This is a genomic window from Amycolatopsis sp. NPDC059235 (assembly GCF_042754125.1).
Lineage (GTDB): Bacteria > Actinomycetota > Actinomycetes > Mycobacteriales > Pseudonocardiaceae > Amycolatopsis > Amycolatopsis albidoflava.
Genome location: NZ_JBHZAG010000083.1, coordinates 14,796 through 41,717, shown reverse-complemented (window position 1 = coordinate 41,717; position 26,922 = coordinate 14,796). Strand labels below are relative to the sequence as shown.

Below are 26,922 nucleotides of genomic sequence, written 5' to 3'. Positions count from 1 at the left end.
CGGCGGGACAGGCCGAAGGCCCCTCCCGCCGCTCAGCCCCAAACGCCGGCTAAAAGCAATCCCGCGCGCGGCGGCGAAGCCGACGCCAAAAACACAGTTCGCGCTTCGCAGCTTCTCCCCGAACCCGCCCCCGGCTAACTCACCCACAACCAACCCGCTCACAACCGCCCCGCCCACAAAGCCAGCCAGCCAACCCGTCCACAAACCCGCCCCAACCACACCTCCGCACCCCAACGAGTGACCCCCATGTCTAATCCGTGTAAAGCCCTCCACCCACTCTCAGCAAAATCGTCATAACGTCGCTTCGTGCCCCGAATCCCGCTCCCCCGCACCCGCGGCTCCCGGCTCATCGCCGCGGCCGCCGTGGTGCTGGTCGCCGCCGCGGCAGTGACCGTCTGGGCAACCCGAGACCGCGGCCCCGCCCCGGTCCGGACCCAGGACGCCTTCCTCTCGATGCCCGCCGCCCCTGGTTCCGCCGATCAGGTCCGCATCGACACCACGACCTACTACCCCGAACACACGCCCGCCCCCGCCGTGCTGTTAGCGCACGGCTTCGGCGGCGACAAGTCCAGTGTGGACCCACAGGCCCGCGAACTGGCCCAGCGCGGCTTCGTAGTGCTCTCCTGGTCCGCACGCGGATTCGGCCACAGCACCGGCAAAATCGGCCTGAACGACCCCGACGGCGAAGTCGCCGACGCGCGCCGGCTGGTCGACCGACTGGCCGCGAGCCCGGAGGTAGCGACCGGAGCCGACGGCCAGCGCGAGATCGGGGTGACCGGAGCGTCCTACGGCGGTTCGCTGTCGCTCCTGCTCGCCGGGACCGATCACCGAGTGCGCGCGCTCGCGCCGGTGATCACCTACAACGACCTCGGCCAAGCTCTCGTGCCGAACGCCGCGGCAACGACCGCGCCGGAAGCGAAGACTCCGGCGGCCGGCGCGTTCTCCCCGGACGGCGTCTTCAAGAAGACCTGGGCGGGCATCTTCTTCTCCGCCGGTTCCGGCGCGGCAGCGGCAAGCACGCCGTCCGCCGAAGCTCCCGAAGCCGGCCAGAAGACCAACGACAACGGCAGCACAGCGGGCAACAGCGGCGGCACCGCTCCCCAAGCCGCCACGCCACCGGCTGGGGCACGGTCGGAGCGGCCATCGGCGGATCCGTGCGGACGGTTCACCGCGCCGGTGTGCAAGGCGTACACGGAACTAGCGACGACCGGCAAGGCCAGCCCGGAAACCGTCGCGCTGCTGCACCGCGTCTCCCCCTCGTCGGTCACCGGCAAGATCACCGCGCCGACGCTGCTCGTCCAGGGCGAGAGCGACACGCTGTTCGGGCTCGACCAATCCGACGCCACCGCGCGCCAAATCACCGCGGCGGGCGGATCGGTGCGCACGATCTGGTACACCGGCGGGCACGACGGCGGCATCCCGGGACCGCAGCTGCGCGCGAAGATCGGCGACTTCCTGTGGTCGTCGCTCACCGGCCAGGGCGACCCGGGCCACGGATTCAGCTACGACGTCCAAGGCACCTTGCGCGCCAACGGAACCCCGTCGGTGCGGACGGTCAACACCGCGGCGTACCCCGGGCTGAACGGCGACGGGACCGAGCGGAAGCAGATCGCGCTCAGCGGTCCGGCGCAGCCGATCGTCCGGCCCGCGGGCGCGAATCCGGCCGCGGTGAGCGGGATTCCGGGCCTCAACGGGCTCGCGTCCAGCACCTCACGGCTGGCTCCGATGTTCAGCAGCGACCCGCCGGGACAGGCCGCGCAGTTCGCCACCGCACCGTTCGACAGCCAGGTATTGCTGTCCGGTTCGAGCACCGTCCAGCTGCGAGTCGCGACCGATCCGGCGCATCCGCAGCCGGAGGCGGTGTTGTTCGCGAAGCTGTACGACGTCGGTCAGGACGGCACCCGCGTGCTGCCCGCGAACGCGGTCGCGCCGTTCCGGGTCACCGGCCTGCCCGCCGACGGCACGCCGGTCGACGTCACGGTGACGCTGCCGGGCGTCGTGCGGCCGATCGACTCCGGGCATTCGCTGCGGCTCGTCGTGGGCACGACCGATCAGGCGTACTCAGTGCCGACGCAGCCGGGGGTGTTCCGGGTCGGGCTCGCGTCTGGTGCGGCGCTTGCCGTCCCCGTGGTGCCGGGCGCTTCGGTCGGCGCTCCCCTGCCGGTCGGGCAGCTGATCGGCATCGGCGCGACGCTGCTGATCGCGATCGCGGTCGTCGTGGTGGCGGTGATCCGGCGGCGGCGAGCGCACGACGTCGACCCGGAGCTCGCGGACACCCCGCTGGTGATCAAGGGGCTGCGCAAGCAGTACGCGGGCGGGTTCACCGCGGTGCGGGACCTGTCGTTCCGCGTCGAACCGGGCCAGGTGCTCGGCCTGCTCGGCCCGAACGGCGCGGGCAAGACGACCACGCTGCGGATGCTGATGGGCCTGATCACGCCGACCGCGGGCGAGATCCGCGTGTTCGGCCACCGGATCGCGCCGGGCGCGCCGGTGCTGTCGCGGATCGGGTCGTTCGTCGAAGGATCCGGATTCCTGCCGCATCTGTCCGGCAAGGCGAACCTGGAGCTGTACTGGGCGGCGACCGGGCGGCCGGTCGAGAAGGCGCATTTCACCGAGGCGCTGGAGATCGCCGGGCTCGGCGACTCGGTGCACCGGCGGGTGAAGACCTACAGCCAGGGCATGCGGCAGCGGCTCGCGATCGCGCAGGCGATGCTCGGGCTGCCGGAGCTGATGGTGCTCGACGAACCGACCAACGGGCTCGACCCGCCGCAGATCCACCAGATGCGGGAGGTCCTGCAGCGCTACGCCGCCACCGGGCGCACCGTCGTCGTCTCGAGCCACCTGCTGGCCGAGGTCGAGCAGACGTGTTCGCACGTGGTGGTCATGCACCGCGGGAGGCTCGTGGCCTCGGGCGAGGTCGGCGAGCTGGCGGCCTCGAGCGGCGAGGCCACGTTCCGGGTCGACGACGCGGCGGCGGCCGCGGCGACGCTCAAGAGCGTCGGCGGGGTGTCGGACATCGAAACCGAGGGCGACCTGGTGCACGCGAATCTCGACGGGCTGCCGCGCGCCGACGCGGTCGCGGCGCTCGTGCGCGCCGGGGTCGCGGTGGAGCAGGCCGGGCCGCGCCGCCGGCTCGAAGACGCGTTCCTGCAGCTGGTGGGAGAGGATTCATGAGCGAGGACAACGGTTCCGGCGGGGTGCACACCGACCCGGCCGCGCTGCAGGAACTGAGCGACCTGGCCACCGCGGAGCCGGCCGAGGTCGGCCCGGACGGCGCGGTGGCGGGCTACCGCGCCGACCGGACGCTGCGGCTGGGCGTGGAGCTGAAGCGGCAGCTGCGCCGGCGGCGGACCCAGCTGGTGCTGGCGTTCGTCGCGGTGCTGCCGTTCATTCTCGTCGTGGCGTTCCAGATCGGGCAGTCCAGTCCCAACCGCCGCTCCGGCGGGTTCGTGGACCTCGCGACGGCGAGCGCACCGAACTTCGTGGTGCTCGCGTTCTTCGTGTCCGGCACGTTCCTGCTGCCGATGATCGTCGCGTTGTTCTTCGGCGACACGATCGCGAGCGAATCGTCGTGGTCGAGCCTGAAGTACCTGCTGGCGATCCCGGTGCCGCGGCACCGGCTGCTGCGGCAGAAGGCCGCGGTGTCCGGGCTGCTGTCGATCGCCGCGCTGGTGCTGCTGCCGGTGGTTTCGCTGCTGGTCGGCATCATCTGGTACGGCGCGGGCGACGCGATCAGCCCCACCGGCGACGCGGTCAGCTTCGGCGACAGCCTGCTGGCGCTGCTGATGTCCACTGTGTACATCGTGGTGCAGCTGGCCTGGGTCGCCGGGCTCGCGCTGCTGCTGAGCGTGTCGACGGAGGCGCCGCTGGGAGCGGTCGGCGGAACGGTGCTGGTGGCGATCCTGTCGCAGATCCTCGACCAGATCACCGCGCTGGAGGGCTTGCGGAACTATCTGCCGACGCACTATTCGTTCGCCTGGATCGACTTGATCTCCACGGACATCGACTGGACGAACCTGGCCAGCGGGGTGCTGTCGTCGGTCATCTACACGACGGTGTTCCTGCTGCTGGCGGGCCGCCGGTTCGCACGCAAGGACGTCACCAGCTGAGGCCGGATGTCCGGTACGGTTCGGCGCGTGACGATCCACCTGGAACTCGATGCCGGCGTCGCACTCGTGACCCTCGAACACGGGCGCGGCAACACCCTCGACACCGCCACCTGCAATGAGCTGGTGATCAGACTCGAAGAGGCCGACGCGGCCGGAGCCCGCGCGGTCGTGCTGACCGGCTCCGGCGACATGTTCTCCGCCGGAGTGGATCTCCTGGCCATCGACGAGGGCGGCGCGCGCTACGTCGGCGATTTCCTGCCCGCGTTGTCGGACGCGTTCCTGGCTGTCTTCGGCTTCCCGCGCCCGGTGGTAGCGGCGGTGAACGGCCACGCCATCGCGGGCGGCATGGTCCTCGCGGCGGCGTGCGACCACCGGATCGCCGCCGACGGCCCCGGCCGCATCGGCGTGACGGAGCTGCTCGTGGGCGTGCCGTTCCCGTTGTCGGCGCTGGAGATTCTGCGCTGCACCTACGGGACGAACCCGCTGCCGTCCCTGATCTACAGCGGCGCGACGGTCACCATGGCCGACGCAGTCCACCGCGGCCTGGTCGACGAGGTCGTGCCCGCCGAGGACGTGCTCACCAGGGCACGCGAACTGGCCGCCCGGCTCGGCGAACTGCCCACGGAGGCTTTCGCGCACACGAAGGCGCAGCTGCGGCAGCCGTACCACCAGCGGATCGCGGAGAACCGCGTGTCGGACGACGCGCAGGTGGAGCGGCTGTGGCGGTCCGAACCGGCGCTGGCGGCGGTGAAGGCTTACGTGGAGAAGGTGCTGAAGCGCTGACCTTTCGGTTGGCCCTTGCCCGGGAAATCGCGGGATCAGAGACTTTCTTGCCTCAGCTCTGCCCTCGCACCCATTGCTTCGGCCGCATGTTTCTGTGAAAGTCGAGGTGAGGGTCCGGGAACCGGGGGTGCCTCAGTTCGGAGCGCACCCCCGGGCCGGGGGTCCCGTTCGGCTGATCGCCGTCAGTTCTCTCCCAGTTTGACCAGTTCGAGGTCGGTTTGGGGAAACTCGTCGCCGATGCAGAGCAGCGGTTCTCCGGCGATCTTGGCGGTGGCATAGCTGTGGCAGTCGCCGAGATTCAGCTTCGCCGGATGACGGCCTTTCCCGAACTGGCTGAAGGCGTCAGTGGCGATCTCGCTGTGTTCCTCGGTGAAGGGGACCACCGCGATGCGGTTGTCCTGCATGAACCTGGCCAGGGCCAGCCTCCCCCGGGAACCCAGCCGCACCGTCAAGACGACGCCCACCTCCACCAAGGTCGGTGCGCCAATTCTCGGCGCGGCGGCCTCGGCGAGGCGTTCTTCGAGCCGATCGTGGCCCGGCTCGCGCAGGAGAATCGCCACGATCGCGGAACTGTCGAGGATCACACGCCCTCCGGCCCGAATCCGAGAATGTCTTCTTCCTCCTCCTTGGAGAGAGGCTTTCCCAGCTCCTCGGGCGGGATGAGCGGCCAGATCTCCTCTTCGAGCATCCGGCGCAACCGCTTCAGCCGCTGTTCAGCGTCCTCGTGCTTGCGCAGCTGGTCCCGGCGCAGCTGAAGAGACTCGCGGACCGCCCCGGTTTTAGTGGTGCCGGTCAGCTCGGCGACCTCGGCTGCCAAGCGCTCCGTTTCCGGATCCTTGATGTTCATCGCCATGGTGTAATGGTACCGGAGATGGTGTAACTACTTGATCCCGGCCGCGTCCATCCCTCGCAGTTCCTTCTTCAGGTCCGAGACCTCGTCGCGCAGGCGGGCGGCCAGTTCGAACTGCAGGTCGCGGGCGGCCTGCATCATCTGGTCGGTCATCTGCTGGATCAGGTCGGCCAGTTCGGCGCGCGGCATCGACGACACGTTCTTGTCGGTCAGCATGCCCGAGCTGCGGACGCGGTCGCCCTGTTCCGGCTTCTTGCCGCGCGAGGCGTTGCGGCCCGAGCCGCCGACCGCGACCGACTCGTCCGAGTCTTCCGCTTCGTTGTAGACGCGGTCGAGGATGTCGGCGATCTTCTTGCGCAGCGGCTGCGGGTCGAGGCCGCGCTCCTCGTTGTAGGCGACCTGCTTGGCGCGGCGGCGGTCGGTCTCCTCGATCGCGTACTGCATCGAATCGGTGATCTTGTCCGCATACATGTGGACCTCGCCGGACACGTTTCGCGCCGCGCGGCCGATGGTCTGGATCAGCGACGTACCGCTGCGCAGGAAGCCCTCCTTGTCCGCGTCGAGGATCGCGACCAGCGACACCTCGGGCAGGTCGAGGCCCTCGCGCAGCAGGTTGATGCCGACCAGGACGTCGTAGTCGCCCGCACGCAGCTGCCGCAGCAGCTCGACCCGGCGCAGCGTGTCGACCTCCGAGTGCAGGTACCGGACCCGGATGCCCAGCTCCAGCAGGTAGTCCGTGAGGTCCTCGGCCATCTTCTTGGTGAGCGTGGTGACCAGGACGCGCTCGTCCTTCTCCGCGCGCTCGCGGATCTCGTGCACCAGGTCGTCGATCTGCCCCTCGGTGGGCTTCACGACCACCTTCGGGTCGACCAGGCCGGTCGGCCGGATGACCTGCTCGACGAACTCGCCGCCGGTCTGGCCCATCTCGTACGGGCCCGGCGTCGCCGACAGATACACCGTCTGCCCGATCCGGTCGGAGAACTCCTCCCAGGTCAGCGGCCGGTTGTCGACCGCGCTCGGCAGCCGGAAGCCGTAGTCGACGAGGTTGCGCTTGCGGCTCATGTCGCCCTCGTACATGCCGCCGATCTGCGGCACCGTCTGGTGCGATTCGTCGATGACCAGCAGGAAGTCTTCCGGGAAGTAGTCGATGAGCGTGGCGGGCGCGGTGCCCGCGCCGCGGCCGTCGATGTGCCGCGAGTAGTTCTCGATGCCGGAGCAGAAGCCGACCTGGCGCATCATCTCGATGTCGTAGGCGGTGCGCATCCGCAGCCGCTGGGCCTCCAGCAGCTTGCCCTGCTTCTCCAGCTCGGCCAGCCGCTCCTCCAGCTCGGACTCGATGCCGCGGATCGCCTTTTCCATCCGCTCCGGCCCGGCGACGTAGTGCGTGGCCGGGAAGATCCGGACCTCCTCGACCTCGCGCACGATGTCGCCGGTGAGCGGGTGCAGGTAGTACAGCTTGTCGATCTCGTCGCCGAAGAACTCGACGCGGATCGCCAGCTCCTCGTACGCCGGGATGATCTCCACCGTGTCGCCGCGGACGCGGAAGGTGCCGCGCGCGAAGGCGATGTCATTGCGCGAGTACTGCACGTCGACCAGTGCGCGCAGCAGCACGTCTCGCTCCACCGTGCCGCCGACTTCGAGCTTCGTGGACCGGTCGAGGTACGACTGCGGCGTGCCGAGGCCGTAAATGCACGAGACGGACGCGACCACGATGACGTCTCGCCGCGAGAGCAGGTTCATCGTGGCGGAGTGGCGCAGCCGCTCGACGTCGTCGTTGATCGACGAGTCCTTCTCGATGTAGGTGTCCGTCTGCGCGATGTACGCCTCGGGCTGGTAGTAGTCGTAGTAGCTGACGAAGTATTCGACCGCGTTGTGCGGGAACAGCTCGCGCAGCTCGTTGGCCAGCTGCGCGGCCAGCGTCTTGTTCGGGGCCATCACCAAAGTGGGCCGCTGGACGCGCTCGATCAGCCACGCGGTGGTGGCCGATTTGCCGGTGCCGGTGGCGCCGAGCAGCACGACGTCTTTCTCGCCCGCGCGGATCCGGCGCTCGAGATCGTCGATGGCCGCCGGCTGGTCGCCGGCGGGCTGGTACTCGCTGACGACCTCGAACCGGCCGCCGGCACGAGGCACCTCGGAGACCGGGCGGAAGTCGGACTGGGCGAGGACGGGGTGTTCGGTTGCGAAAGCCACGGGAACCAGGGTAGGCCGGGGCACCGACAATTTCCGCGACGGCCGGTGTGAGCTGGGGATCTATCGCTCTTCCGGGACGCCTCGGGGCAGCTGTGAGGGGAACCCTGAGGGACTCTGAGTCCCTCAGGGTTCCCCTCACGGACTTCTGGCGGTGCGCGCGCCCAGGGCGGCCGGGCGGGCAGTCTCCGTCAGCAGCTGCAGCAGTCGCATCCGCCGCAGCAGTCGCAGTCGCACCCGTTGCAGCAGTCGCAGCCGCAGTCGCAGTCGGCGCCGTTCGGTTCGCCGCTCCAGGGGCCCGGGTACGGATCGCGGCAGCAGAACTGGCAGGAGCAGCACATGTACGTCGCGATCGCGCAGCCCGCGAAGAAGTTCCGGCGTTTCGGCGGCACCGCGAACTTCGGCACCCAGCAGCCGCCGCCCTTGCCGTCCAGGGAGTCCCCGCCCTCCGGCGGTTCGGGACCGTCCGGACCGCCGGGTCCACCGGGGCCGCTCGGTCCGCCTGGTCCACCTGGTCCGCCGGGCCCGCCTGGTCCGGGAGGGCCCGCAGAGCCGCCGGGGCCGGGCATCCCGGCAGGTCCGTAGCCGGGAACCGGCGCGCCGTAGCCCGGCGGCGGCCCGTATCCGGGCATCCCCGGCTGCTGCCCATATCCCGGCTGCCCGGGCCCAGGCGCACCGATCCCCGGCCCGTAAGGCGACTGCTGCGGCGTAGGCCCCGGCCCGATCCACCCGGGCGGCGGCTGCTGACCGTGCTGCCCAGGCCCGTGCCCCTGCAAGCGGTGATGCCCGAACGCCCGCCGCACCGCCTGCCTCAGCTCATGCACCAGCAACGCGTGCACCAGCGCCGAATCAGCGAACTCCGCCTCGCGCAGCGCCAGTTCGACCCCGAGCACCGCATCCGTGCACAACCGGTGCGCCTCGTCCAGCGCGGTTCCCGTGGCCAGCAACGGATTCCACGAACCGGACGCGGCGTCCGAAGCCAGGTCCTCGACCGCGTCGAGCAGGTGCGCCACCCGGCCGAACAACCGCCCGGCCTCGGCGAGCGGCGCGCGGTTGCCGGGGCGTCCGGCCAGCACCGCGGTCTGCGCGAACGCCGCGGACGACGCCAGCTCGGCCGGTTCGGTCGCCAGCAGCGGCGAGTCTCCGGCGTGAATGGCCCGCTCCAGCTCGCCCTGCCGACCGACCGCTTCGGTCAGCACCGCGGTGTCGAAACCGATGCCCGCGCCCGTCCGGCCGCCTTGCGCGGCCCAGCGTCGCGCCACGAGCCGGGCTGCCCCGGCGACCGGCCGCCGGGCGAAAGCGCCGTCCCGGTCGGCGACGTGGTCGTCGACCTTCGCCGAAGCCAGTACCAGCGAAACCGCCGCGGCGAGCCGGGCGCCGTCGCCGACCGCGACGGACGCCGGGCGCATCGACCGCAGCGGGCACGGGCCGGCGGCGCGGCGGGGTCCGCTCGGCGTCTGTGCCTCGACCAGCGCGGACACGATCAGCGCGTCGTAGTTCGTCACGACCCGGGCGAACTGGCCGTGCTGGTCGCGCAGGGCGAGGCAGAGGCCGCACAGGTGTGCCATCCAGTCCGCGTGCAGCCGCCCGGCCAGCCGGTGCCGGCAGGGTCTGATGATCCCGAACAAGTGCTTGTCCCCCCAGAAGAACCGAACGACCCGCGAACTTTAGCCCCTCGGCCAGGCCCCTAACCGGCTTTCCGGCGATTCTCGCGAAGGGCGCGGGCAAGGCAGGATGGGCGGATGACCGATCTGCACCCGCCGAAGGTCGAGACGTTCGACCCGGCCGCCCGCGTGAACATCGACAACAAGGGCATCCGCCGCGACGTGGAGGAGTTCCGCGAGGAGCCGTTCGGCCTGTACCTGGCGCGGCAGGCGCCGGGGCGGGCGCAGTTCCACTACCTCGAGTCCTGGCTGCTGCCGGAGCTCGGGCTGCGGATCACCGACTTCTGGTTCACCCCCGGCCACGAGCGCGACCAGGATTTCTACCTCGACGTGGTGCGCGTGCACCGCGACGGCCCGCGCTGGGTGGCCACCGACCTCTACCTCGACCTCGTGCTCAAGGACAAGATCTCGGTCCGGGTGATCGACACCGACGAGCTGCTCGCCGCCGTCGCCGGAAACCTGCTCTCGCAACAGGAAGGCGAGTACGCGCTCGAAGTCGCCTACGCCGCGCTCGAGGGCCTCGCCGCACACGGCTACGACCTCGCCGCCTGGCTGTCCACAAAGGACATGACACTCGGCTGGCGCAGGCATCCCTAACCGGGAACGGGGGAATTCCCCACCCCCGCCCGGCGGTCAGCCGGATTACCCGAAGCGGCTCCCCCGGCCACGATCAGCGGCATGGAACGAACCGCAAATCAGGTGACGCTCGACCTCGTGTGCTCGCTCTATCGCGAGCACACCGAAGCGTTGCGCGCCGCGAAGGACGCCCAGCGAGCGCACCGCCGCGCGCATCCGGCGATGAAGACCCAGCTGGACGACGTCGAAGCGGAGATCACCTACCTGCTCCTGCGCCACCTGCGCCCGGAGAAAGTCGTGGAGATCGGTTCGCTGCACGGCTGGTCCACGAGCTGGATCCTCCGCGCGCTCGCGGACAACGGCGCCGGCGGGCTGACCACGATCGACCTCATCGGCAACGCCACCAAGACCGTCCCGCACGCACTGGCCAAGGGCCGCTGGGAGTTCCGCCAGGGCGACGCGCGCACCCTCACCGCCGACTGGCTGTCCGATGTGGACTATCTCTTCATCGACGCCGACCACGGCGCGCGCTTCGCGAGGTGGTACCTCGCCGACGTCTTCCCGAAGATCGACGCCGCGGTGAGCGTGCACGACGTGTTCCACCGGCGCACCCCGCTGCCGTTCACCGAAGGCGCCGAAGTGGTGCGCTGGCTCGAAAAAACGCGGAATCCGTACTTCACCGCCGCACGCGCCCGGGCGAAACACGCGTACGCTCGGCTCAACGAGCTCAGGCGCGAACTCGGCGTCGACAGCGTCGTCCACACCGGCCGCGACAACCCGATGATCTACTTCCGCATCCACCGATCGGTGGATGCGCGGCTGACAGCCGGTGGACCGGAAGTCGCACCGTTCCGCTGATCCGATCGGCCGCTCCAGCCGGGATTCTCGAACACAGCAACCGCTGCGATTCGAGAGGGGACTCCCAGCCCATGCCGGTCATCGAGGTGCGAAACCTCCGCAAACGCTACCGCGAGAAAACGGCGGTGGAAGACGTTTCGTTCACCGTGGAGCGGGGCGAGATCTTCGGGATCCTCGGCCCCAACGGCGCGGGCAAGACGACCACGGTCGAATGTGTCGAGGGCCTGCGCTCCCCCGACGGCGGCACCGTTTCAGTGCTCGGGCTCGACCCGCGGCGCGACGTCCGCGAACTGCGCCAGCGCCTCGGCGTCCAGCTGCAGGAGAGCCGGCTGCCCGACCGGTTGCGCGTCGCCGAGGTGCTCGATCTGTTCGCCGCGATGTACCGCACCCCGGCCGATCCGGAGCGGCTGATGGACCTGCTCGGGCTCACCGAGCAGCGGAACACCTTCTACCGCAAGCTTTCCGGCGGACAGCAGCAGCGCGTGTCGATCGCGCTCGCGCTTGTCGGCAGTCCCGAGGTGGTGGTGCTCGACGAGCTGACGACCGGTCTCGACCCGCAGGCCCGCCGCGACACCTGGGACCTCGTCGAAGCGGTCCGCGCCGAGGGCGTGACGGTCGTGCTGGTCACGCACTTCATGGAGGAAGCGGAACGGCTGTGCGACCGGATCGCGGTCATCGACGCCGGGCGCGTCGTCGCGACCGACACCCCGGCCGGACTGGTCGGTCGCGTCGGCGGGGAGCAGCGCATCCGGTTCCGCCCCTCCGCGCCAGTCGATCCGCAGGAGCTGGCGGGGCTGCCGGACGTGCTGAAGGTCGAGCGGAACGGCCCGCATCTCGTGGTGACCGGCGGTGCCGGCGCATTGCAAGCGGTGACGTCGTTCCTCGCCCGCGCCGACGTGGTGGCGGGCGATCTGCGGGTGGAGCAGGCCAGCCTCGACGACGCCTTCGTCGCGCTGACCGGCCGGAAACTGGACTGAGGGGGCACCGGAAGTGTTGTCGAAACTGACCGTCGCCGAGGCGAAGATCTTCCTCCGCGACCCCGGTGCGCCCGCCGTGGTGCTCGGGATCCCGCTGGCGCTGCTGCTGGTGTTCGGGTTGATGCCGGGGTCGCGCGAACCCAGCGCCGAGCACGGCGGCCAGTCGGCGCTGGCCACGTTGATCGCGCCGATGGCGGTGGCGCTCCTGCTCGGGATCCTCGCGGTGTACATGCTGCCCGGCGCGATGGCCGCGCATCGGGAGAAGGGGGTGCTGAAGCGGCTGGCGGCGAGCCCGATGCCGCCGTCGCGGCTGCTGGCCGCGCAGCTGCTGGTGAATCTCGCCATCGCGGTCGTCGCGATCGTGCTCGTCGTGGGGGTGGGCACGATCGCGCTCGGCATGGCGCTGCCGAGGAACCCGGGCGGGTTCTTCGCGGTCGCGCTGCTGGGCGCGGTGTCGCTGTTCTCAGTCGGCACGCTGCTCGCCGCGTTCGTACCGAGCACCCGCGCGGCGAACGGGCTCGGCGCGGCCGTGTTCTTCCCGATGCTCGCGCTCGGCGGCGTCTGGGTGCCGAAGGAACAGCTGCCGCCGGTGCTGCAGCACATCGCCGACATCCTGCCGCTCGGCGCGACACTCGGCAGCCTGCGCGAGACCGCCGCCGGACACGCGCCGCAGTGGTTGCCTCTGGTGGCCCTCGCGGTGGTCGCCGTCGTGTGTTCGACGCTCGCCGCCCGATTCTTCCGCTGGGAGTGAGCGCGATGACTACGACACAGGAAGAAACCACGACAACCCGTTCGGTCGCGCCGTTCGCCCGGATGCCCGTGTTCGGCATCGCCGCGCTGATGGCGGTGCCGCTGGTGCTCACCGCGAACAACTACGGCTACTTCGGCGACGAGCTGTACTTCCTCGCCGCCGGAAGGCATCTGGCCTGGGGTTACGTGGATCAGCCGCCGCTGCTGCCGCTGCTCGCCCGGGCGATGGACACGATCGCGCCGGACTCGCTGTTCGTCCTGCGGCTCCCGGCGATGCTGGCGATGCTCGCCGGGGTCGTGTTCGCCGCGCTCATCGCCCGCGAACTCGGCGGCCGCACCCGCGCGCAGGTAATCACCGCAGCGACGTTCGCCGCCTGCACGAATTTCGTGGCCGGCGGCCATTACCTGGCGACCTCGACGCTGGATCCGTTCCTCTGGACCGTCCTGCTCTGGCTGGTCGTCCGCTGGATCCGCACCCGGCGCGACGGTCTGCTGCTGTGGGCCGGAGTCGTCACCGCGCTCGCGCTGTATGTGAAGTTCCTGATCGGCGGCTTCTGGATCGTCGCCGGGATCGCGCTGCTGATCTGCGGTCCGCGCGAACTGCTGCGCCGCCCGATGCTGTGGGCGGGCGCCGCGATCGCCGCACTGGCGCTGGTCCCGACGCTGGTCTGGCAGGCGCAGCACGGCTGGCCGCAGCTCAGCATGGGCGCGGCGATCTCGAACGAGGTCGGCGAATCCTGGGGCGGGCGGCTGTCCTGGCTCCCGCAGGTGCTGCTGCTCGCCGGTGTCCCGGTCGGAGCCGTGCTGCTGGGCTACGGCCTGTGGCGGCTGCTGCGTTCGCCTCAGCTGCGTTCGTACCGCTTCCTCGCCTGGACCACACTCGCGCTCGCGGTGGTGTTCATCGCGGTGAACGGCCGGTCGTACTACATCGCGGGCATGTTCGCGCCGTGCTGGGCGGCCGCCGCGGTGGAGCTGGAGAGCGGACAAGCATCGCGGTGGTGGCGCTGGATTCCGACCTGGCCGATCTACGTGCTGTCCGCGCTGCTGATGCTGCCTGCGGCGCTGCCGGTGTGGCCGCATTCGTGGGTCGAGAAGAACCCGTCTCTGCCGACGCCAGCCTTCTCGTTCGGCGAGGTCGGCTGGCCGGAAGCCGCGCAATCGGTCGCCCGCGCGTTCCATCGCGTGCCCGACCCGGCACACACCGCGATCGTCGGCGAGACGTACTGGACCGCGAGCGCGCTCGACCGCTACGGACCGGAGCTGGGCCTGCCCGAGCCGACCAGCCCGAACCGCGGGTACGCCACGCTGGCCGTGCCGCCCGATTCGGCACGCGACGTCCTGTTCGTCGGGGCCGATCCCCGGCCGCTGCTCGGGCGCTTCGCCCATCTCGAGCCGGTCGGAGCCGTGACGACCGGGGACGCGAAGCCGAGTGTGCTCGACGGCACTCCGATGTGGCTGGCCACCGCGAGGCTGCGGCCGTGGCCGGAAATCTGGCCCCAGCTGGCGAACACCGGCGCTTGACCGGCGCCACCCGCAGTACGGCGGCGTCAGGCCTCGCCCGTAGGGTGCGGGCGAGGCCAGCCCCCGATCCGCCGACAGGGAGCAGGATGGATGCCGTGACCACGGCCACCGCACCGAGCACGCCCGACCGCTCGCTCGCCGGGTTCGCCCGGCGGCCGGTCTTCCTGCTCGCCGCGGGGACCGCCGCCGTGCTCCTCGCCACCGCCGGCCGCTACGGCTACTTCGGCGACGAGCTGTACTTCCTCGCCGCGGGCAAACACCTCGCGTGGGGGTACGCGGACCAGCCGCCGGTGCTGCCGTTCCTCGCCTGGCTGGCGAACTCGATCGCGCCGGGCTCGCTCGTCGTGTTCCGGATCCCGGCGATACTGGCGACCGCCGCGGGCGTGGTGTTCACCGCGCTGATCGCCCGCGAAATGGGCGGCGAACGCAAGGCGCAGACGCGCGCCGCCGCGGCGTACGCGATCTGCGGGCAGTTCGTCGGCAGCGGCCACTACCTCGCGACGTCCACTGTGGACCCGCTGCTGTGGACGATCGTGCTGTGGCTGCTGGTGCGCTGGATCCGCACCCGCGACGACAATCTGCTGCTGTGGCTCGGCGTCGCGACGGCGGTCGGGCTGAACGTGAAGTTCCTGATCGGCGGATTCTGGGCGGTCACCGCGCTCACCGCGCTCATCTTCGGACCGCGAGACCTGTTGCGCCGTCCCAAACTATGGCTGGGCGCGGCGATCGCCGCGGTCGCGTGTGTACCGACCTTGCTCTGGCAGGCCTCGAACGGCTGGCCGCAGCTCGGCATGGGCGACGCGGTTTCGCGCGAAGTCGAGGAGGCGGGCGGCCGGGCGATGTTCGTGCCGACGCTGCTCGCCGGGGCTGGTTGGGTCATCGGCGCGCTCGGCGTGCTGTACGGGCTGACGGTGCTGGTCGGCAGCTCTCGGTTGCGCGCGTACCGATTCCTCGGCTGGACCGCGCTCGGCGTCTTCGCGCTCTTCCTCATCGGCAACGGCCGGTTCTATTACGCCGCAGGCACTTTCGGTCTGTTGTGGGCCGCCGCCGCGGTGCATCTGCAGGACCGCGGACGGCCCGCGTTGTGGTGGCGCTGGGTGCCGACGTGGCCGATGTTCGTCCTGTCCGCGCTGTACAGCCTCCCCTACGCGCTCCCGGTGTGGCCAGTGCAGTGGCTGGTCGAGCATCCGACCGCGCCGCGCCCCGCGTACGCGATGGAGGAGTACGGCTGGCCGGATCTGGCCGCGTCCGTCGCCACGCAGTACCGCGCGCTGCCGCCGGAGCAGCGGACCCGCACCGCGCTCGTCACCGGCGGGTACTGGCAGGCAGGCGCGCTCGGCCGGTACGGGCCTGATCAGGGCCTGCCCGTGGCGTACAGCGCCAGCCGCGGATTCTGGTACTTCGGGCGGCCGGGCGACAAGGCGGACACCGTGCTGTTCGTCGGCCGCGAACCGGCGAAGCTGGCGGCACACTTCCGGTCCGCGCGCATCGTCGGCGAGGTCGACAACCGGCTGGGCGTTCCTAACGCCAGCAGGCACATGCCGATCTGGCAGCTCGACGGCCGGATCGGCGGCTGGGCCGAGATCTGGCCGCAGCTCAAGGACCTCAAAGCGTGAGATTCGAGGACGTCCGAGACGTCAAACTCGACTGGCGGGGTTCGCTGATGCCGCCCGCCGAGTCTCCGGCGGGCGATCCGCCCGTGCGGTGGCATCGATGGTTCGCCCGGGTGGAGACGACGCTCGCGTGGATTCTCCTGGTCGTCCCGACGCTGTTGAGCGCGCTGACGAGCCAGACGAACGAACACCGGATCACCACCGTGTTCATCGCCGCCGGGGCCGCGGTGTGGCTAGCGCTCACCACCTTCGTTCTGAGCCCCGCGCTGCGCGAACACCCGGTCACCTCCGCCGCGGCGTTCGCCGGCGTCGTCACGTTCGGCTCGGTTCTCCAGTCGCGCGACGCCTATTTCATCATCTTCATGGTTTACGGGTTCTTCGCGGCGATGCGGATGAAGCCGATGCCGGTCGCGGTGCTCGGTGTCGGCATCACGTCGCTGCTGATCAACACCATGACGCTCGGCGGGCCGATCCACGCGCTGTCGGTGTCGCCGGGCATCTGGGGCACGGTGGTGGTCGTGCAGACCGCGGCGATCGGCGGCGGCGGCGCGCTTTTCGCCGCGGTGGGCAGGCAAAATCAAGAACGCAAGCGGATGCTCGATCAGCTGACGGCGGCCGAGGCGGAGAACCGCGGGCTGCAGCGGCAGTTGCTCACCCAGGCACGCGAGGCGGGCGTGCTCGACGAGCGGCAGCGGCTGAGCCAGGAAATCCATGACACGCTCGCGCAGGGCTTCACCGGGATCATCACCCAGCTCGAAGCCGCCGCGCAGGCCCGCGACGACGCGGCGGAATGGGAACGCCACCTCGCCGCCGCGACCCAGCTCGCGCGGGAAAACTTGACCGCGGCCCGGCGTTCGGTCGCCGCGCTGCACCCGGAACCGCTCGAAACCGCGACGCTGCCCGAAGCGCTCGCCGAGGTCGCGCGGCTGTGGAGCGAACGCACCGGCGTGCCCGCGGAGTTCTCGACCACCGGGACCGCCGTCCCGCTGCATCCGGAGCTGGAGGCGACCCTGTTGCGGGTCACCCAGGAAGCACTGTCCAATGTGGCCAGACACGCGCAGGCGGGCCGGGCTGGGATCACCCTGTCGTACATGGGCGACGAGGTGACGCTCGACGCGCGCGACGACGGCGTCGGCTTCGACCCGGCGCAGTCGAGCGCCCCGCCGTCGCGCGAAGGCGGACACGGCCTGCCCGGCATGCGGCGGCGCGCGGAACGCCTCGCCGGGACCTTGCACGTCGAGTCCGAACCGGGCGGCGGAACCGCGATCTCGGTGCGGCTGCCCGCCGTCCCGGCTGCGACACTGGACCCGACCGAGGGGGCCTCATGACCATCACCCTGCTCATCGCCGACGACCACCCGATCGTCCGGGACGGGCTGCGCGGCATCTTCACCGGCGAGCGCGGCTTCGAGGTACTGGGCGAGGCCGCGCACGGAGCCGAGGCGATCACGCTCGCCGAGGCGTTGAAGCCGGACGTCGTGCTGATGGACCTGCGGATGCCCGGCACCGACGGCGTCGCCGCGATCACCGAACTCGCCCGCCTCGGCAACCCGGCGCGCGTGCTCGTGCTGACCACGTACGACACGGATTCCGACGTGCTGCCCGCGATCGAGGCGGGTGCGACCGGCTACCTGCTCAAGGATTCGCCGCGCGAGGAACTGTTCCGCGCCGTTCGCGCCGCCGCCCGCGGCGAGGCGGTCCTCTCCCCCGCGGTCGCGAGCCGGATCATGGGCCAGATGCGCGCACCGGCCCAGGAACCGTTGTCGCAGCGCGAAATCGAGGTGCTGAACCTCGTCGCGCGCGGGTCGACGAACAAGGAAGCGGCGAAGAAGCTGTTCATCAGCGAGGCGACGGTGAAGACACATCTGCTGCACGCGTACGCGAAACTCGGCGTGAAGGACCGCGCGGCCGCGGTGGCGGTAGCTTTCGAGCGCGGCTTGCTCGGTTCTTAGCGCCCCTCCGCCAGCGCCCAAAGCCCCCGGCACGCGATGCCGATCGCGGCAACGGAGCCACACCTTCAGCTCCACAGCTCTCTGTCGCGCGACGCTACCCGGCCAGCCACTGCGGCCACGAACTCCTTCCCCGGCAACGGATCCAGCCTGCGTCCATCCCGAAGCCTAGGCGCGACCAGATCCGCCGCGGCCTCTCGCGCACCCATCACCACCTGATACGGCACCAACCGCCGGTCGCGGATACGAGAGCCCAGGCTCCCCCGGTCCGCCGGGATCACCTCGGCGCGCAGCCCGGCGTCCATCGCCTGCTCCGCCACCGCTTGGGCAGCCGGGAGTTCCGCGTCACCGACCGGCAGCACGGCCACCTGCACCGGAGCCAGCCACGGCGGGAAAGCGCCGCCATGCTCCTCAATCAGCTGTGCCAGCACGCGTTCCAGGCTGCCAAGCACCGCGCGGTGCACCAGGACCGGCCGGTGCGCGCGGCCGTCCGGGCCGACGTATTCGAGCCCGAACTGCTCCGGCTGATGGAGGTCGATCTGCACGGTGGACAGGGTCGACTCGCGGCCCGCACTGTCGGCGATCTGGACGTCGATCTTCGGACCGTAGAACGCGGCTTCGCCCGGACCGCTTTCGTATTCGACGCCGTCGAGCGCTTCGACGAGCACCTCCGCCGCGCGCTCCCATGCTTCGGCCGCACCGGCGTACTTGCCGCGGTTGTCCGGCAAGGAAAGCCGATAGCGAGCGGGTTTCAGGCCAAGATCGCGGTACACCCGGCGGATCAGCGCGAGCGCGCTCCGCACCTCCGCGCCGACCTGTTCCGGCAGGCAGAAAATGTGCGCGTCATTGAGCTGAATCGCCCGCACCCGGCTGAGCCCGCCGAGGACGCCGGACAGTTCGGCGCGGTACATCCCGCCGAGTTCGGCCAGGCGCACCGGCAGTTCGCGGTGGCTGTGGGCGCGGGAACGGTAGATCAGCGCGTGGTGCGGGCACAGGCTCGGCCGCAGCACCACCTGTTCGCCGCCGAGATCCATCGGCGGGAACATGTCGTCGCGATAGTGCGCCCAGTGGCCGGAAAGCTCGTACAGCTCGCGTTTCCCCAGCACCGGCGACGAGACGTGCTGGTAGCCGGCTCGGCGTTCGACCTCGCGGACGTACTCCTCCAGCACGTGCCGGACGGCGGCGCCGTCGGGGAGCAGGTACGGCAGCCCGGCCCCGATCAGCGGGTCGCTGCCGAACAGGCCGAGTTCCCGGCCGAGTTTGCGGTGGTCAGGCATGGCGGTCTCCTCACGGAAGGCGAGGCGAGCGCACAGCGAAGAGCCCGGGGCGCTCGCCCCGGGCTCGAATGGCAGTGTTCAGCGCGCCGGGACGGGATCCGGCGTCGTCGTGGACTGGGCGCGCTTCATGCCCGAACGGTAACCCCGCGCGAGGCGGGCCCGCACCTGGTTTTCCGGCTCAGGGCTTCCAGCCGCTCTGCGCGGCCCACTTCTCCGCGCGCACGAACGCCTCGTTGACCCAGCCCTGCTTCTCCTCCGCGTACTGCTCGACTGTGCCGTCCGCGGAATGCTTGCGCGCCAGCGCTTCCTTCACCTCGGTGTAGTTGTCGCGCTCGTCCGGATGCGCCCGGATCCAGTCGCGGAACAGCAGCGCGAGCCGCCACGCCGGGGTTTCGGTGGACCGGACGTGCAGGTTCACCGGCCGCTTCGGGTCGGCGCTCTGGTGGAACCGCTTGAGCCACTTCCCGTCGCCGCCCTGCGGATCGTCCCACCATTCGCCTTCGCGGCGGGGGAAACCGGCGTCGGCGAGAGCTTCGGCGAGCGCGTCCGCATCGTCCAAAGAGGACACTGTGAGCTGGAGGTCGAGGATGTCCTTGGCGGGCAGGCCCGGCACGGCGGTGGACCCGATGTGGTCCGCGCGCACCAGCCGCGAACCCGCGATCTGCCGCAGCCGCGCCAGCCGCCGCTCGGCCTGCAGCGGCCAGCTCGAGTCGTACGGCGAGATCACCGGCGAGGCCGGCGGACGCGGTTTGCGCAGCCGCAGGTTCGCCTCGAACGGCACCAGCCGGTCCGCCCACAGCGCGTCCACCTCGGCGAGCACGACGTCCTGCGTCCCGCCGTTGTCGAGCCAGACGTCCGCGACGGCGCGGCGCTGTTCCTCCGCCGCCTGCGCGCGGATCCGCGCCCGCGCGTCGGCCTCGGGCATGCCGCGCACCTCGACCAGCCGGCGCACCCGCACCTCCACCGGGGCATCGACGACCAGCACCAGGTGATACGCGGGCGCGAGGTCGTTCTCGACGAGCAGCGGGACGTCGTGCACGACCACCGCGTCGTCCGCGGCTGCGGCCATCAGCTCGCCGGTGCGCTGCCCGACCAGCGGATGCACGATCGCGTTGAGCCGCTTGCGGCTTTCGTCGTCCGCGAACGCGCGCGCGGCGAGCGCGGGCCGGTCGAGCGAGCCGTCCTCGGCAAGGATTTCCTCGCCGAAGGCCTCCGTCAGCGCGGCCAGCCCGGGAGTGCCGGGCTCGACGACCTCGCGCGCGATGCGGTCCGAATCGATGACGACCGCCCCGTGTTCGGCCAGCCGGTTCGCCACCGTCGACTTCCCCGCACCGATCCCGCCCGTCAGGCCCACTCGCAGCATGGCCACACCTTAACGAGAGCCGCCGTCACCCGCTCAGGCGACATCGGACCCCCTGCACGTGCAACCGCACAGGTACCCGCACACCCTCCGCGTAAACGCAAGCACATTTTCGGGCGTAGCCGAACTGATGTGGGTGACACGCCGCGCGCTTGCGCTGTTTTCGCGGGTCGAGTGCGTACCGTGCGCGGCGGAAGGGTCGCCCACACGGAGGAACAATGGCGGAGAAGCACGTCGGGAAGCACCGGCTCGGCACCCCGGGTCTGGTGCACTGCGTCTCCTATCGCCAGGTCTCGGACGCACTCGCGGAATACCGGCGCACGTGGTTCAGCGCGCTGCTCGTGCCCGCGAAGCACAGCCTGGCCGGCCTCCGCCGTCGCGCCCGCGAAGCCGCCCTCGAACGTGCCTGGGTGCCTTCGGTTTCGCTGGAACGCGCCTGACCGTCCCGCTTCGGCGAGCGCCGTGAGGGCCACCTTCACGGACTTGGATTCCCTGAAGGTTCCCCTCACGGACCGCCGGGATCAGATCGCGTGGGTTTCGATCGCGATCTCGTGGCTCAGCGTCCGGTGCACCGGGCATTTGTCCGCGATCTCCAGCAACCGCGCGCGCTGGACGTCGTCGAGGTCGCCTTCCAGCGAGATCTCCCGGGTGATCCGGCTGATCAGCCCGACCTCGGTCTCGCAGCGCTCGCAGTCGCGGGCGTGGATGCGGTCGTGCCGGAGCCGGACGGTGGTGCGGGTCAGCGGGATTCCCTTGCGGTCGGCGTACATCCGCAGCGTCATCGAGGTGCAGGTGCCGAGCGCGGACAGCAGCAGGTCGTACGGCGTGGGCCCGGCGTCCGCGCCGCCCACGCTCGCCGGTTCGTCGGCGAGGAATTCGTGGCCCGCGGTCGTGACGCGCTGCGTATAGCGGCCGCTCCCGGCATCGGTGACGACGACAGTGCCGGGTTCCGGCTGGGTCATGAGGGCGGATTCCTTCTGCTCGGCACTGCCCGCCCGGTGCGGGCGGTCGCTTGTGGACGGTCCGGGAACGACGTTCCCAAGAAGCCGTGAATATCGTATCTTCTGCTTGCGAGACGCGGACGCGCTTCCCGCGGAGCACGGGCAAAAGGGGGTGGGAGATGGCCACCCGGCATCTCTCGACACGACCGGCGGAGCAGCACAACCGCGGCCGGTTCCTCGACGCGGCGCTGACCGTCCTGACCGAGCGAGGCGTCGCCGGATTGACCGTGCGCGCGGTGGCGGAACAGGCCGGGGCGTCCACGATCACGGTGTACACGCGCTTCGGCGGCCGCACCGGCCTGCTGGACGCCTTGTACGAACGGGCTTTCGACCTGCTGGGCGAAGAACTGCGCGACGTTCCCCAGTCCGAGGGCGACGGGGTCGCCGATCTGATGGAGGTCGCGCTCGCCTACCGGCGCTTCGCACTGGAAAGCCCGGCTCGCTACGGCTTGATGTTCGAGCGTTCGGTGCACGACTACGACCCGGATCCGGCGTTGCGATCCGGGGTGCTGCGCACGAGTTTCGCCGAGTTCGTCGCGAAAATCGACCTGGTCTGCCCGCCGGGCGTCGTCGCGCAGGAATGCGGCTACCTGCTCTGGACGGCGATGCACGGGCTGGTGAGCGTCGAACTGACGATCCGCTCGCAAAGCCCGCTCGACGACTGGTTCCTCGACCCGGCCGAATCGGCGCAGGAGACGATGTACCGCCGCGGGGTGCGCGCGACGATCGACGGCCTGGGGCTGCACAGCTGACCCGCGAAAGCCTGGGGACAGCGCTCCGCATCGATCCGCAGTCCGGGGGAGATGGGGATTGCTGATCCGGCGGAGGCCGCACTCCCCCATGCCGGTTCGCGCTGGAAAGCCCGGCTCGCCGCGGCTTTGATGGTCGAAAACTGACCACGCCACCGGCGAAAGCCCGGAAAACAGTTCGGCCCCGGTCCGTGCGGACCGGGGCCGAAACTGTTCAGAGACTCAGCGAGTCAACGCTCACGCGCCGCCCGACAGCTTCTCGCGCAGAGCCGCGAGCTGCTCGTCGCTGGCGAGCGTGCCGCCGCTCTTCGCCTCGACCGGGGCGGACGAGGTGTAGCTCTGGTCGCCGCCCTCGATGCCGGTGGCAGCGTCGGCAGCGGCTTCGGCGTCGGCCTCGGCGGCCTTCTTGACCTGGGCCATGTGCGCCTCGTAGCGCGTGTGGGCCTCGGCGTACTGCCGCTCCCACTCCTCGCGCTGCTTGTCGAAGCCTTCCTGCCACTCCTGCGTGTCCGGGTCGAAGCCCTCGGGGTAGATGTAGTTCCCCTCGGTGTCGTACTCGGCGGCCATGCCGTACTGGGTGGGGTCGAACTCGGTCTCCGGCGTGACGCCCTCGTTCGCCTGCTTCAGCGACAGCGAGATGCGACGGCGCTCGAGGTCGATGTCGATGACCTTGACCATGACGTCGCCGTTGACCTGGACGACCTGCTCCGGGATCTCCACGTGGCGCTCGGCCAGCTCGGAGATGTGCACCAGGCCCTCGATGCCCTCCTCGACGCGGACGAACGCGCCGAACGGGACGAGCTTGGTGACCTTGCCCGGCACGATCTGGCCGATCGCGTGGGTGCGGGCGAACTGGCGCCACGGGTCTTCCTGGGTCGCCTTCAGCGACAGCGAGACGCGCTCGCGGTCCATGTCGACGTCCAGGACCTCGACCGTGACCTCCTGGCCGACCTCGACGACCTCGGACGGGTGGTCGATGTGCTTCCAGGACAGCTCGGAGACGTGCACCAGGCCGTCGACGCCGCCCAGGTCCACGAAGGCGCCGAAGTTGACGATGGAGGACACGACGCCCTTGCGGACCTGGCCCTTGGCGAGCGCGTTGAGGAACTCGCTGCGCACCTCGGACTGGGTCTGCTCGAGGTAGGCGCGACGGGACAGGACCACGTTGTTGCGGTTCTTGTCCAGCTCGATGATCTTCGCCTCGAGCTCGCGGCCGACGTACGGCTGCAGGTCGCGCACCCGGCGCATCTCGACCAGCGACGCCGGCAGGAAGCCGCGCAGGCCGATGTCCAGGATGAGGCCGCCCTTGACGACCTCGATGACGGTGCCCTTGACGGGCTCGTCCTTCTCTTTGAGCTCCTCGATCGTGCCCCAGGCGCGCTCGTACTGCGCGCGCTTCTTGGACAGGATCAGACGGCCTTCCTTGTCCTCCTTCTGGAGAACGAGGGCTTCGACCTCATCGCCGACGGCGACAACCTCGGCCGGGTCGACATCGTGCTTGATGGACAGCTCGCGCGAGGGGATGACGCCCTCGGTCTTGTACCCGATGTCGAGCAGGACCTCGTCGCGGTCGACCTTGACGATGGTGCCTTCGACGATGTCCCCATCGTTGAAGTACTTGATCGTCTTGTCGATAGCCGCGAGGAAGTCTTCCTCCGACCCGATGTCGTTGATGGCGACCTGCGGGGCCCCGGTCGGGGCGGTCGGGGCGGTGGCGGTGTCGGTGGTCATTAGGCGGGTTGCTCCGGTGGATGGGTGTCGTAGGTGGATGTGAAGTTGGCTACCGGCAGTGCACGCGGCGAGTCCCGCAGCCATGGCATGCGGCGACCCTGCTCAAACGTCCGGCGACCAAACGTTCCACCAGTGAACGACCGCGGCATGACCCGCTGACGATGCGCGGCCCCGGTGGGTAGTCACCCAGGCAGCGCGAACCCCACTGCGCTAACACGTATCGTACGCGGGCCCCCGCGAGGGACACAATCAGGGTCGCCCTGGGCTCCCGGTACCTTCTGTCCAACGTTTCCGCCGGTCCGGGCATTCCCCGCGCCCAGCCGGCGCCACCGGGAGAGGAGACCGGCATGCCCGAGCCCGCCGCGGCCACGGCGGCCCCGTCCGGCGACCGCCACGCGAGCGCTGAGGAACGGCTCGGCACCGTCGGCGTCGCCCACCGCGAAGTCGGCGGAAACGAGGCCGAAGCGGCGAATCTGGCCTGGTGGGACGCGGATGCCGACGACTACCAGGCTACCCACGGCGGATTCCTCGGCGACGCCGATTTCGTCTGGTGCCCGGAAGGCGTGCGCGAGGAGGACGCGCGGCTGCTCGGCGACGTGCGCGGACGGCGCGTGCTCGAGGTCGGCTGCGGACAGGCCGCGTGCTCGCGCTGGCTCGCCGCCGCCGGAGCCGAACCGGTCGCCACCGATCTGTCCGGCGGCATGCTCCGGCACGCTCGCGAGGGCAACGTCCGCACCGGCGCGACGGTCCCCCTCGTGCAGGCGAACGCCGAGCGGCTCCCGTTCGCCGACGCCAGCTTCGACATCGCGTGCTCCGCGTTCGGCGCGCTCCCCTTCGTGCCGTCGCTGGAGACGGTGTTCGGCGAGGTGCGCCGCGTGCTGCGTCCCGGGGCGCCGTGGGTGTTCTCGGTGACCCACCCGATGCGGTGGATCTTCCCGGACGACCCCGGGCCGCAGGGGCTCACCGCGACCCAGCCGTACTTCGACCGCACGCCGTACGTCGAGGTGGACGACGACGGCACGGCGACATACGTCGAATACCACCGCACGCTCGGCGACTACGTGCGCGCGCTCGCCGCCTCGGGGTTCGTGCTGGAAGACCTCGTCGAGCCGGAGTGGCCGGCCGGCCACACGCGCGCCTGGGGCCAGTGGAGCCCGCTGCGCGGCAGGCTGTTTCCCGGCACCGCGATCTTCCGCACGCGCCGCGACTGACCGGCTACGCTGCGCTGGTGAGCTCCGCAGGCCGATTCGCCGAACTCGACCCGCTCCTGCCGCCGCCCGTTCCGCTCGCGAGCGGCGACCGGCTGCGCGCGGTGACCGCGTCCGGCGCGCAGGTTTCCGCGATGCTCCAGCGCTACCGGCACGGTCCGGGCGACGCTCCCCTGCTGTGGTCGGCGGCCGAGGTGTGGCAGCTCTTCCCGGATCCGGAGACGGCGGGCTCCGAAGGATTCGACGCGCTGCTCGGCGCGCTGCGGTCCCAAGTGGACACTGAAGCGCCGGGAGCCGATTCGGCGTGCGTCGTCAACTGGCCGAGCCGCGACGCCGAAGCCATCCGGGCTTTTCTCGACCACGGGCTGGTTCCGTTGTCCGCGCTGGCCGTTCGCCCCGCCGTGGCGCCAGAGAACACCGAAACCGACGCGTCGATCCGCCTCGCCGGACCGGACGACTACCCGGCGGCGCTGGCGTTGTGCACCGCGACGTTCGACTACACCGGCCTTGTCGCGCACCGGAAACGCGAGCAGACCGCGGAGCTTCTCGGCCCGGCATTGCGCCGCGCGCTGGGCGAGAAAGCGACCTGGCTCGCCGAGGTCGACGGTCAAGTGGCGGCACTCGCGCAATGCGACTGGGTCGAATCCACGCCCGGGAGCGAGGCCGCCGAACTGCTGCCGTCCGGACGCTGGGGTTACGTGAACAACGTCGTCACCGCCCCGGCCAGCCGCGGCAGCGGGATCGGCCGCGCGCTGATGGCCCGCGCGCACCGCGAACTGCTGAACCAGGGCGCGACCGGCACCTACCTCTATTACAACCCGACCAATCCCCTGTCATCGGTGTTCTGGCACCGGCAGGGCTACCGGCCGCTGTGGACGTCCTGGGAAGCACACCCTGCGTGGGCCCTGCGCTGAGTCTTCCGCTCTTTGGTGTGACGTCCGGCGAGCCGTCTTGCCGACGCCGCCAGGTCAGGACTAACTTTTGAACTGACTAGTCAGTTCAAAATCCGTGGAGTGTGTCCTGTGCAGGTCCGTGCCGACCGGGTGTCCCTGAAGGGTCCCCACGGCCCCTTGTTGCCGCCTACCTCGCTCACCGTCGAGGAGGGCTGCCTCACCGTGGTGCACGGCGAGCCGGGCGTCGGCATCACCGCGCTCGCGCTGGCGCTGGCCGGGCGGCTGAAGCCGACCACCGGCACCGTCACCGCCGATCCCGAGGGCGACCTGCGGCGGCTCGTGGCCGTGGTGGACTCGCCGGGGGTCAGCGAGCCGGACGAGGCCCTGTCGCTGCGCGTCGTCACCGGCGAAGAGCTGGCGCTCGCGCACCGTCCTTCCGGCAAGGATGCCGTCGCGGCTTGGCTCTCGCAACACGACGCGGGGCCGTACGCCGACAGCCGGTTCGAGAGCCTCGAACCCGCGCTGCGCACCCGGCTGCTCACCGCGCTGGCGTCCGAACGCGACGGCGTGCGCGTGCTCATCCTCGACGCGCCCGACCGGCACACCAGCGACGTCGACTCCTGGACCGCCGTCGCGAAGGAGCACGCCGCCCGCGGGTTCGCGGTGGCCGTGCTGGCCGCGACGACGCCGGAATCGGCGCTCCCCTATCCGCCCGCCAAGGTCGGCGAGGCCGAGCAACCGGACCCGATCCGGCTGTACGCCCCGCCCGAGTCCGCTGAAGCGGAGGCCGAACAGACCAAGCAGCTCCCGGAGACCGCCGAACTGACCGCCGAAACCGAGAACTCCGAGGGAGACCGGGCATGACCA

Annotated in this window: 24 protein-coding genes; 16 read left to right on the top strand and 8 right to left on the bottom strand. The window is 70.6% G+C overall.

Annotated features, from left to right (window positions below; all coding sequences use genetic code 11):
- Nucleotides 1-306: 306 nt before the first annotated feature.
- From ACFXI3_RS37265 to ACFXI3_RS37255, 3 genes are read left to right on the top strand one after another with little or no spacing between them, the layout of a single operon-like run.
- Entirely contained in the window at nt 307-3,174 is a 2,868-nt protein-coding gene (locus ACFXI3_RS37265; RefSeq protein WP_378406030.1) for an alpha/beta fold hydrolase, read from the top strand.
- Nucleotides 3,171-4,109 (top strand): ABC transporter permease subunit, encoded by a 939-nt coding sequence (locus tag ACFXI3_RS37260; RefSeq protein WP_344286474.1) that lies wholly within the window; start codon nt 3,171-3,173, stop codon nt 4,107-4,109. Before ACFXI3_RS37265 ends, ACFXI3_RS37260 begins: the two co-directional genes overlap by 4 nt.
- A 27-nt stretch (nt 4,110-4,136) precedes the next feature.
- Entirely contained in the window at nt 4,137-4,892 is a 756-nt protein-coding gene (locus tag ACFXI3_RS37255) for an enoyl-CoA hydratase/isomerase family protein (RefSeq protein ID WP_378406028.1), read from the top strand.
- Between the two features lie 182 nt (nt 4,893-5,074).
- Here the strand turns inward: ACFXI3_RS37255 and ACFXI3_RS37250 are convergent, their stop codons facing one another.
- The 4 genes from ACFXI3_RS37250 to ACFXI3_RS37235 all read right to left on the bottom strand — a co-directional run bounded on the left by ACFXI3_RS37250 (nt 5,075) and on the right by ACFXI3_RS37235 (nt 9,557).
- Nucleotides 5,075-5,476, bottom strand: coding sequence for a type II toxin-antitoxin system VapC family toxin (locus tag ACFXI3_RS37250; protein WP_378406026.1), 402 nt, complete (start codon nt 5,474-5,476; stop codon nt 5,075-5,077).
- Nucleotides 5,473-5,745 (bottom strand): type II toxin-antitoxin system VapB family antitoxin, encoded by a 273-nt coding sequence (locus tag ACFXI3_RS37245; RefSeq protein WP_037818117.1) that lies wholly within the window; start codon nt 5,743-5,745, stop codon nt 5,473-5,475. The genes ACFXI3_RS37250 and ACFXI3_RS37245 overlap by 4 nt, the downstream gene beginning before the upstream one ends.
- A gap of 27 nt (nt 5,746-5,772) precedes the next feature.
- Entirely contained in the window at nt 5,773-7,932 is a 2,160-nt protein-coding gene (gene uvrB, locus ACFXI3_RS37240) for an excinuclease ABC subunit UvrB (RefSeq protein WP_378406024.1), read from the bottom strand.
- Between the two features lie 188 nt (nt 7,933-8,120).
- On the bottom strand, nt 8,121-9,557 hold the full coding sequence (locus ACFXI3_RS37235; protein ID WP_378406022.1) for a DUF5685 family protein: 1,437 nt from the start codon (nt 9,555-9,557) through the stop codon (nt 8,121-8,123).
- A 114-nt stretch (nt 9,558-9,671) separates the two neighbouring features.
- Here ACFXI3_RS37235 and ACFXI3_RS37230 point away from each other — a divergent pair, with 114 nt between their 5' ends.
- The 8 genes from ACFXI3_RS37230 (at nt 9,672) to ACFXI3_RS37195 (ending at nt 17,839) form a co-directional block, all read left to right on the top strand.
- Nucleotides 9,672-10,190, top strand: coding sequence for a DUF402 domain-containing protein (locus tag ACFXI3_RS37230; RefSeq protein ID WP_378406020.1), 519 nt, complete (start codon nt 9,672-9,674; stop codon nt 10,188-10,190).
- An 81-nt stretch (nt 10,191-10,271) separates the two neighbouring features.
- Entirely contained in the window at nt 10,272-11,027 is a 756-nt protein-coding gene (locus ACFXI3_RS37225) for a class I SAM-dependent methyltransferase (RefSeq protein WP_378406018.1), read from the top strand.
- A 71-nt stretch (nt 11,028-11,098) separates the two neighbouring features.
- Complete coding sequence (locus ACFXI3_RS37220) at nt 11,099-12,004, top strand: ABC transporter ATP-binding protein (protein ID WP_378406016.1); 906 nt, start codon at nt 11,099-11,101, stop codon at nt 12,002-12,004.
- A 13-nt stretch (nt 12,005-12,017) separates the two neighbouring features.
- Nucleotides 12,018-12,755, top strand: a complete 738-nt coding sequence (locus ACFXI3_RS37215) for an ABC transporter permease (RefSeq protein ID WP_378406015.1) — start codon at nt 12,018-12,020, stop codon at nt 12,753-12,755.
- A gap of 5 nt (nt 12,756-12,760) precedes the next feature.
- Complete coding sequence (locus tag ACFXI3_RS37210; protein ID WP_378406013.1) at nt 12,761-14,275, top strand: glycosyltransferase family 39 protein; 1,515 nt, start codon at nt 12,761-12,763, stop codon at nt 14,273-14,275.
- Between the two features lie 86 nt (nt 14,276-14,361).
- The gene (locus ACFXI3_RS37205) at nt 14,362-15,891 is read left to right on the top strand and encodes an ArnT family glycosyltransferase (protein ID WP_378406011.1); all 1,530 of its coding nucleotides are present in this window, start codon (nt 14,362-14,364) and stop codon (nt 15,889-15,891) included.
- The gene (locus ACFXI3_RS37200; protein ID WP_378406009.1) at nt 15,888-17,216 is read left to right on the top strand and encodes a sensor histidine kinase; all 1,329 of its coding nucleotides are present in this window, start codon (nt 15,888-15,890) and stop codon (nt 17,214-17,216) included. The genes ACFXI3_RS37205 and ACFXI3_RS37200 overlap by 4 nt, the downstream gene beginning before the upstream one ends.
- Nucleotides 17,213-17,839, top strand: a complete 627-nt coding sequence (locus ACFXI3_RS37195; RefSeq protein ID WP_378406007.1) for a response regulator — start codon at nt 17,213-17,215, stop codon at nt 17,837-17,839. Before ACFXI3_RS37200 ends, ACFXI3_RS37195 begins: the two co-directional genes overlap by 4 nt.
- 65 nt (nt 17,840-17,904) lie before the next feature.
- Here ACFXI3_RS37195 and thrS read toward each other — a convergent pair whose 3' ends face one another.
- Together thrS and coaE are read right to left on the bottom strand one after the other, a co-directional pair.
- On the bottom strand, nt 17,905-19,149 hold the full coding sequence (gene thrS, locus ACFXI3_RS37190; RefSeq protein ID WP_378406037.1) for a threonine--tRNA ligase: 1,245 nt from the start codon (nt 19,147-19,149) through the stop codon (nt 17,905-17,907).
- Between the two features lie 142 nt (nt 19,150-19,291).
- A complete protein-coding gene (gene coaE / locus ACFXI3_RS37185; RefSeq protein ID WP_378406005.1) occupies nt 19,292-20,476 on the bottom strand; it encodes a dephospho-CoA kinase in 1,185 nt (394 codons plus the stop codon).
- Nucleotides 20,477-20,691: 215 nt separating this feature from the next.
- Here coaE and ACFXI3_RS37180 point away from each other — a divergent pair, with 215 nt between their 5' ends.
- Nucleotides 20,692-20,913, top strand: a complete 222-nt coding sequence (locus tag ACFXI3_RS37180) for a hypothetical protein (protein WP_037818102.1) — start codon at nt 20,692-20,694, stop codon at nt 20,911-20,913.
- Nucleotides 20,914-20,994: 81 nt separating this feature from the next.
- Here ACFXI3_RS37180 and ACFXI3_RS37175 read toward each other — a convergent pair whose 3' ends face one another.
- Nucleotides 20,995-21,435 (bottom strand): OsmC family protein, encoded by a 441-nt coding sequence (locus tag ACFXI3_RS37175; protein ID WP_378406003.1) that lies wholly within the window; start codon nt 21,433-21,435, stop codon nt 20,995-20,997.
- A gap of 158 nt (nt 21,436-21,593) precedes the next feature.
- Here ACFXI3_RS37175 and ACFXI3_RS37170 point away from each other — a divergent pair, with 158 nt between their 5' ends.
- Nucleotides 21,594-22,226 (top strand): TetR/AcrR family transcriptional regulator, encoded by a 633-nt coding sequence (locus tag ACFXI3_RS37170; RefSeq protein ID WP_344286460.1) that lies wholly within the window; start codon nt 21,594-21,596, stop codon nt 22,224-22,226.
- Nucleotides 22,227-22,460: 234 nt separating this feature from the next.
- Here ACFXI3_RS37170 and rpsA read toward each other — a convergent pair whose 3' ends face one another.
- Nucleotides 22,461-23,954, bottom strand: a complete 1,494-nt coding sequence (rpsA, locus tag ACFXI3_RS37165; RefSeq protein ID WP_344286459.1) for a 30S ribosomal protein S1 — start codon at nt 23,952-23,954, stop codon at nt 22,461-22,463.
- A 347-nt stretch (nt 23,955-24,301) separates the two neighbouring features.
- Between rpsA and ACFXI3_RS37160 the strand changes: the two genes are divergently transcribed.
- The 3 genes from ACFXI3_RS37160 (at nt 24,302) to ACFXI3_RS37150 (ending at nt 26,919) form a co-directional block, all read left to right on the top strand.
- Nucleotides 24,302-25,165, top strand: coding sequence for a class I SAM-dependent methyltransferase (locus ACFXI3_RS37160; protein ID WP_378406000.1), 864 nt, complete (start codon nt 24,302-24,304; stop codon nt 25,163-25,165).
- A gap of 14 nt (nt 25,166-25,179) precedes the next feature.
- Nucleotides 25,180-26,076 carry a GNAT family N-acetyltransferase gene (locus ACFXI3_RS37155; RefSeq protein ID WP_378406035.1) on the top strand — a complete coding sequence of 299 codons (897 nt, stop codon included), beginning with the start codon at nt 25,180-25,182 and terminating at the stop codon, nt 26,074-26,076.
- Between the two features lie 108 nt (nt 26,077-26,184).
- Nucleotides 26,185-26,919, top strand: coding sequence for an ATP-binding cassette domain-containing protein (locus ACFXI3_RS37150; protein ID WP_378406033.1), 735 nt, complete (start codon nt 26,185-26,187; stop codon nt 26,917-26,919).
- The last annotated feature ends 3 nt before the right edge of the window (nt 26,920-26,922 follow it).